The following is a 7,528-nucleotide window of genomic DNA, read 5'->3' as shown; positions in this document are numbered from 1 at the left end:
CGCGCAGTGGCTCGACGCGCCCAGCGCCGACGCCCTGTCCTTCGTCGCCCACCGCAGCGCGGGCACCCCGCTCGCGGTGGCGGCCGCGGTGCGCACCGAGCCGGTCGGCGGCGGCACCGATCCGGTCGTCCGGGCGGTGCGGCTGTGCCCGCAGCCGGTGACGACGCTGCCCGTGCCGCCGATGACCGAGCCGGAGATCGCCGCGTTGCTCGCGGAACACGGTATGGCGTGGCCCAAGCAGCGGGCCTCCCGGGTCCGGCGCGCGAGCGGCGGCAACCCGCGCTTCGCGCTGGAGCTGGCCCTGGCCTGCGGCGAGGACGGCGCTCCGGTCTGGGACGAGCCGCCGACGCCCACCACCGTGCGGCCGCTGCCCGAGACCCTGCGCGCCTTCTTCCACAGGTGGCTCGCGGCGCTCGGCCCCTCGGCCCGCCGCACGCTGCTGGCCGCGGGCGTCGCCGCCCGGCCCACGCCCGCGCTGCTGCGGGCGGCCGGGTTCGAGGGCGCCGCCGCCGAACTGCGCGAGGCCGCGCGGCTGGGCCTGGTGGAGCCGGTGACGGACGGGCCGGTGCGCTTCACCCAGCCGCTCACCGCGGCCCTGCTGTACGAGGAGGCCACGCCCGAGGAGCGGGCCCGGATCCACCGGGCGCTCGCCGACGCCGCGACGGACCCGGTGGAGAAGGCCCACCAGCTCGCCTCGCTGGCCCGGGGCCAGGACGCGGCACTGGCCGCGCTGCTGTCCGAGGCCGCCGCGCTCGCCCGCCGCCGCGGCGACCCGGCGGGCGCGGCCCGGCTGGGTCTGCGCGCGGCCGACCACACGCCCGACGGCGTTGCGGGCGCGGGGAGTTCGGGCGAGGGCCGCCGCGGTCCCGCCGCCACCGCCGTCGGCCTGCGTCTCACGGCGGCCGAGGACGCGCTCGCCGCGGGCGACTACCCGCTCGTACGGCGGCTCGCGCACCGCGCGCTGCGCGACTGCCGTACGCCGGCGGACCGGGTGCGCGCCTGGGTGGCGGTCATCGACTCCAGCGGGCAGGCCGTGGCGGAGGTGTCCGACGTGTTCCGGCACGCGCTGCGGGACGCCGAGGGCGACCCGGGCCTGATGGCCCAGGTGCACTACCGGCTCGCCTGGCGGGCCTGGCTGGCGGAAGGCTCCGCGGTCAAGGCGCACCCGCACGCCGTACGCGCGGCCCTGCTGTCCGGGCGGGCCGGTGACACCCGCACCCATCAGCTGGGCCTGACGCTGCAGTCCTCGCTGGAGTTCTACCTCGGCCGGCCCGAGGCGGAGGAGACGCTGGACGCGGCGCTGGCGTCACCGGCGGACCAGCGCGTGCTCTACGACCACAACGGCCCCGCCTACCTGCGCCACCGCCGCCATCTGCTGCACGACCGGCTGGACGACGCGTACACCGAGATGCGTGCCCTCGTCTACGCGGTCCGCCGGCGCGGCAGCCCGGAGACCCTGAGCCAGTGCCTGGCCTGCCTCGCCCAGATCGAGGTGCACCGCGGCCGCTGCGCCCGCGCCCTGGACATGTCCCGGCAGAGTCTGCGGGTCGCCGAGGAGGCCGGTCTCAGCCAGGGGCCCGCCTGGCACGCGGTGGCGATCGCGCGGGCGGCGGGCGGTGACCTCGGCGACGCCCTCTCGGCGGCCGAGCAGGCACGCCGGCACAGCGAGGACGACGACGACCGGCTCTTCCTGCCCCGCGCCCTGTACGCGGAGGGCCACATCCGGCTGATCGGCGGCGAACCGGGCGCGGCGGTGCGCCTGCTGCGCCGGGTACGGGACCTGGAACTCGCCCAGGGGCAGGGTGATCCGGCGATGCGCCGCTGGCAGAGCGATCTCGCCGAGGCGCTGATCGGCGAGGGCCTGCGGCAGGAGGCGGCCGAGGTGGTCGAGCGGACCTGGAAGCAGGCGGCGCGGCTGGGCCGGCGGAGCGTTCTGGCCGCCCTGGGCCGGCCGCGGGCGCTGCTGCTGGAGGCCGACGGTGACCCGGACGCCGCCGTGCGTGTGCTGCGCCGGGCGGCTGACCAGCACCAGGCGCTGCGCTACCCGCTGGAGGAGGGTCGCGCGCGGCTCGCCCTCGGGCGGCTGCATCTGCGGCGGTACGAAGCGGACGCCGCCCGCCGTGAACTGGGCGCCGCGCGCCGTCTGTTCGAGCAGGCGCAGGCGCGCCCCTGGCTGGCTCAGGTCCGCGCCGCGCAGGAGCGACTGACGGCGGCGGACTCCCCCGCCGCCGCGTCCTTGGACGTGGGTTCCCTCACCGAGGCCGAGCGCAGGGTCGCCAGGCGCGTCGCGCAGGGCGCGAGCAACCGGGAGGTCGCCGCCGAACTGGTGGTGAGCGTCAAGACGGTGGAGGCCGCGCTGACCCGTGCCTACCGCAAGCTCGGCGTCCGCTCCCGGGTGGACCTGGCCCGGGCCGTCCTGACGGCGGGCGCCAAACGCCTGTGAAGCGACGGCCACGAGCACCGCCGCTCCACGGCCGGACGCCCCCTTGTTGCGTGTCGGCGCCGGCGGTACCGGGCAGCGCGAACGCGGCGAGTGCGATCAGCGCGGCGGCCCAGACACTTCTGGCGAACCACCTGAGACGGCCGCCCGTGCTGCCAACTCTCCCGGGTGGAAGCACCGTTGGGCACGCGCACCCTGCTACCATCCCCCGTTGTTCGATGTTCCACGAACAACGAAAGGTGCAGGACCCGATGACCAGTACGTCCCGCCTCCCCTCCGCCCCGGCCGCCCTGGCCCCGGAGACGACCGTCGCTCCTTCGCCGCGGACCGTCTCGCTGCTCGCGTTCGCCACCATGTTCGTCATCGGCACGGACACGTTCCTCGTCGCACCCCTGCTGCCGACGCTGACCCGCACCTTCGACGTCTCCTCCGACGTCTCCGGCTGGATGGTGAGCGCCTACGCCCTCGGCTACGCCGTCTTCGCCCTGATCGCCGGGCCGCTGTCGGACGGACGCGACCGCCGCCGGGTGCTGCTGACCGGCCTGGTCGGCTTCGTCGTGATGACGACCCTGTGCGGATTCGCGCAGGGCTTCTGGACGATGCTGCTCTTCCGGTTCCTCGCCGGAGTCAGCGCCGCGTTCGTCTCCCCGCAGATCTGGGCGTCCATCCCGGTCCTGGTGGGGCCCCAGGAGATCGTGCGGACCATGGGCTTCGCCACGGCGGGCCTGTCGATCGCGCAGTTCGCCGGCATCCCGCTGGGCAGCTGGCTGGCCGCCGACTCCTGGCACCTGCCGTTCTGGGTCATCGGCGGCTCCTCGGTGCTGCTGTGGCTGCTGCTCGCCCGCTTCTTCCCGTCGGTGCCGGGCCGCCCCGGGGCGGGCACCGGGGCGCGGGCCCTGCTCGGCACGTACGCCACCGTGTTCGGCCGGGGGCGGCTGCGCTGGTACCTCCTCGGCTATCTGGTCTTCCAGACCGGCAGCTTCGAGGCCATGTCCTTCTACGGCTCCTGGTTCACCAACGACTTCGGGCTGAGCGTCGGCTCCGTCGGCACGGCGATGATGGCGGTCGGCGCGGGCAACGTCGTCGGCTCGCTGTTCGGCAGCAGGCTCGTCCAGCGCCTCGGCCTGTACCGCTCACTGCTCATGGCCGTGCCGGCCGTGGCCGCCCTGTACTGCCTGGTCCCGCTGTCACCGAACCTCGGCACCGCGCTGGTGCTGCTGGCGCTCGTCATGATGGCCGGCGGATTCCTCTTCCCCGTCTTCATGAGCATCCTGCAGCAGCAGACCGAGACCGCCCGCGGCACGGTCTCCTCGCTGGCCAACTCGGCCATGTACGTCGGCACCACCGTGGGCGGCGCCGTGGGCGGCGTGCTGCTCAGCAACGTCGACGGCTTCTGGGGCGTGGCCGTGTTCACCGTCGCCGCCCAGCTGGTCTCGCTCGCGGTGTACGCCGCCGCGGGCGCCTTCCGCGTCCGGGAGGCGGGCGCGTGAACCAGGCCGTGCTCTTCGACCGGTACGGCGCGCCCGACGCGCTGTACGCCACCGACCTGCCCGTGCCCGTGCCGGGGCCCGGCGAGGTCGTCGTCCGCTACAGCGCCATCGGGGTCAACCCGATCGACTGGAAGATCCTCCGCGGCGACCTGCGGGCCCACGTCCCCATGGAGCTGCCCGGCGGCCGCCTCGGCGTCGAGGCTGCGGGCGTGGTCGTGGAAACCGGCCCGGGCGTACGCCGGTTCCGCGTCGGCGATCCCGTCGTACGCCACGGGCGGCCCGGCACCTACCAGGAGTACGAGGCCGTCCCCGCCGCTCAGGAGGCCGACGAACTCACGCCCTGGCCGGCGCGGTTCTCCGCCGAACAGGCCGCCGTCCTGCCGGTGGCCGCCGGCACGGCGTACTCGGCCCTGCGCCAAGTTCAACTGTGCCCTGGCGAGCGGCTGTTGGTGCACGGTGCGTCCGGCGGAGTGGGCCTCGCGGTCGTCCAGCTCGCCCTGCTCACCGGGGCGGCCGAGGTGGTCGGCACCGCCTCGGCCCGCCACCACGGCCTGCTGCGGCGGCTCGGCGCGACCCCGGTCGAGTACGGCGACGGGCTCCTCGAACGGCTGGCGGAGCACGGTCCGTTCGACGCGTCCGTCGACTGCGCCGGCGGCCCCCGGCCCACCGCGACCGCGGTGAGCCTGGTGAACGTCCCGGGGCGCCGGGTCACGGTCGCCGACTTCCAGGCCCCGGAGCGGGGCGTGCCCTTCCTCGAGCACGTTCCACTGGAACTGGCGTCCACGCTGGACCTGATCGGCCACAGCCCCTTCGAACTGCCCGTCGCCGCCCGCTTCCCGCTGGCCGAGGCCGGCGAGGCGCTCGAACTCGGCATGCGCGGCGGGCTCGGCGGCAAGATCGTGCTGCTGCCCGGCCGGTGACGGCGGAATCCGTCGTTCAGATCCTCGCCCGGCCGCGCAAGTGCTTCGACGCCTCTCGATGTTCTATGATCGTAGAACCTTGAATGAGACAGCCCGAGGGGGCCGTCCCGAGTGCCGGGCGGCCCCGGCGGACACCCTGCGGAGGTCGCGCATGCGCAGCCAGCTCCACCACCCGGACCGGCGCGAGATCTCCCTGGACAAGGTGCTGCACGCGCTGAGCGACCCGATCCGCCGGGACATCGCGCGCGTCATGCACGCCGAGGGCTCCCGCACCTGCGGGCAACTCGACTACCCGATCGCCAAGTCGACCCTGTCCCACCATCTGAAGGTCCTGCGCGAATCCGGCGTCATGCACACCGAGGTCCGCGGCACCACCCGGATCATCACCCTGCGGCGCGACGACCTCGAGGCCCGCTTCCCCGGCCTGCTCGACGCGGTGCGCGTCACCCGTCCGGCAGCGGACGGGGAGCCGGTCGGCGCCGAGGGCGCGCGTCGGGGGCCCTGCCCCCCGGCGGCTCGATCCGCCCGGTGAGCGGGAACGCAACAGCCGGACTCCATTGACCCTTTGTTCACTCGCGTCACACCTCTCGGTGCCGAAAAGGCCATTGGCGATCTTCGACCGGCGAATCACGGCTCAAAGCATGCGCACGAATTCCACACATCCCCTCTTCATACGCGCTCCGATGGTCTAGATTGACCGTGCTTCAGCTGTTCGAGCATGAGGCGATCAGTCAAATGATCTATACGTGGGCCCTGGGTGCGGGGAGCACCTGGGGTTTCGGCGGGTTTTCCGCATACCACGGGAGTCGGTCAGGAAAGGCGAGTCCGCTGCCCCTGGGGTGGGTTGTTCGAGCAGCGGCGATACGTCCGGACTCATGAGCGGGAGGCGGGGGCCTTCCGTCTGAGGAACAGCGCGGCGCGGGGGGCGGGGGCCTCCCGAGGGAGGAACTGTGCGGGAGGCGGGGGCCTCCCGAGGGGGGTGTAACCGTGTTGGGCAAACACGTCGAATCACAGGGGACCGGGGGGGTTCCGTGCGGCAGGAGGGACTAGTCAGCCCGTTTCCGCCGGCGCCTGAGAGTCTGGCGAGCGGGCCCGTCGGCCGGCCCGCCACCGTCTGGGAGCAGCGGTACCGGCGTGTCGTGATCACCGGCGACACCGTGGCCACCGCCTTGGTGGTGACGGTGATCGGCGCCTTCTTCGGGGCCCGGGACGCGGCCAACTGGCACGAGAAGTGGGGAATTCTCGCATTCGGCACCGAGCTTCTGGTGCTGGGTTCGCTCGCGGTGAGCCGGTCGTGGGCACCGGCGGTTCTCGGCCAGGGCGCGGAGGAATTCCGCCGACTCGGACGCGCGCTGTTCGCGGCGACCGTCGTACTGGCGCTCGGCGGAATAGCCCTCACCTCGCGCAACATCAAACTCTGGATCTTCGTCGCCATTCCCGCTATTGCGCTCGTCACCATGACGACGCGGTATCTGCTGCGCCTTTGGCTGCACAAACAGCGGAAAGAGGGTCGGTGTCTGAGACCCGTGCTCGCCGCCGGGAGCCCGGACACGGTGCGCGACCTGATCGCCCGGACGCGAAGATTCCCGCACCTCGGCTGGCGGGTGGACGCCGTGTGCACGGACGGTCCCGTGCCCGGCGGCGGGCAGGTGGACGGGGTGCCGGTCGTCGGCCGGCTGGCGGACGTCGCCGGCCATGTCCGGGGCGACGCCTACCGGGTCGTCGCGGTCACACCGGACCCGCACTGGTCCCCGGGCCGGCTGCAGCGGCTGGCCTGGAACCTGGAGGGCAGCGACGCCGAGATGGTCGTCGCTCCGGTACTGATGGAAGTGGCCGGCCCGCGGCTGCACGTCGACGCGGTGCTCGGGATACCACTGCTGCGGGTCAGCATGCCGGCCTTCACCGGGGGCCGCCGGGCGATCAAGGCGGTCGTCGACCGTCTGGGCGCGGCGATCCTGCTGGTGCTCTTCGCGCCGCTGATGGTGGCCGTCGCCCTGCTGGTGGTGGCGGAGAGCCCGGGCGGCCCGCTCTACCGGCAGCGCAGGGTCGGCAAGGACGGCCGCGAGTTCACCATCTGGAAGTTCCGCACCATGGTCGCCGGCGCCGACCGGGCGCGTGACGCGCTGGCCGACCGCAACGAGGGCGCGGGCCTGCTGTTCAAGCTCCGCAGGGATCCGCGGGTGACCCGGGTGGGGGCGGTGCTGCGCCGGTACTCGGTCGACGAACTCCCGCAGCTCTTCAACGTACTGACCGGATCGATGTCGCTCGTCGGTCCACGGCCTCCGCTGCCGGAGGAGTGCGCCGCCTACGGCCCGGACATCCGGCGGCGGCTGCTGGTCAAGCCCGGGCTCACCGGGCTCTGGCAGATCAGCGGGCGCAGCGACCTGCCGTGGGAGGAGGCGGTCCGCCTCGACCTGCGGTACGTGGAGGACTGGTCGCTCGCCCTGGACACGGTGATCTTGTGGAAGACGCTGCGTGCGGTGCTCTACGGGCAGGGGGCCTACTGATGTGCGGGGATCGCCGCGCCGACGCGCGGACCGCAGGCCGAAGGGGCCTGCCCGGGGGGAGGAACGGGTCATGAGAGTCAGCGTCTTCGGGCTCGGCTACGTGGGCTGCGTGTCGGCCGCGTGCCTGGCCGGCATGGGCCACGAGGTCATCGGGGTGGACGTCAGCCAGGT

Annotated in this window: 6 protein-coding genes; all 6 read left to right on the top strand. The window is 73.8% G+C overall.

What is annotated here, in order from left to right:
• Window positions 1-2,443, top strand: a 2,443-nt coding sequence (locus IE249_RS13610) for a helix-turn-helix transcriptional regulator (protein ID WP_189705069.1), incomplete at its 5' end; no start/stop codon positions are given.
• Between the two features lie 248 nt (window positions 2,444-2,691).
• Complete coding sequence (locus IE249_RS13605; protein WP_189705068.1) at window positions 2,692-3,930, top strand: MFS transporter; 1,239 nt, start codon at window positions 2,692-2,694, stop codon at window positions 3,928-3,930.
• On the top strand, window positions 3,927-4,850 hold the full coding sequence (locus tag IE249_RS13600; protein ID WP_189705067.1) for an NADP-dependent oxidoreductase: 924 nt from the start codon (window positions 3,927-3,929) through the stop codon (window positions 4,848-4,850). The genes IE249_RS13605 and IE249_RS13600 overlap by 4 nt, the downstream gene beginning before the upstream one ends.
• Window positions 4,851-5,001: 151 nt before the next feature.
• Window positions 5,002-5,382 carry an ArsR/SmtB family transcription factor gene (locus IE249_RS13595; protein ID WP_189705066.1) on the top strand — a complete coding sequence of 127 codons (381 nt, stop codon included), beginning with the start codon at window positions 5,002-5,004 and terminating at the stop codon, window positions 5,380-5,382.
• Window positions 5,383-5,881: 499 nt separating this feature from the next.
• Entirely contained in the window at window positions 5,882-7,357 is a 1,476-nt protein-coding gene (locus tag IE249_RS13590) for a sugar transferase (protein ID WP_189705065.1), read from the top strand.
• A gap of 70 nt (window positions 7,358-7,427) precedes the next feature.
• Window positions 7,428-7,528, top strand: a 101-nt coding sequence (locus IE249_RS37175) for a hypothetical protein (protein WP_229858465.1), incomplete at its 3' end; no start/stop codon positions are given.

This window comes from Streptomyces anandii JCM 4720, assembly GCF_014650655.1.
GTDB classification, from domain to species: Bacteria; Actinomycetota; Actinomycetes; order Streptomycetales; family Streptomycetaceae; genus Streptomyces; species Streptomyces anandii.
This window is presented reverse-complemented; position numbering and strand designations above follow the sequence as displayed.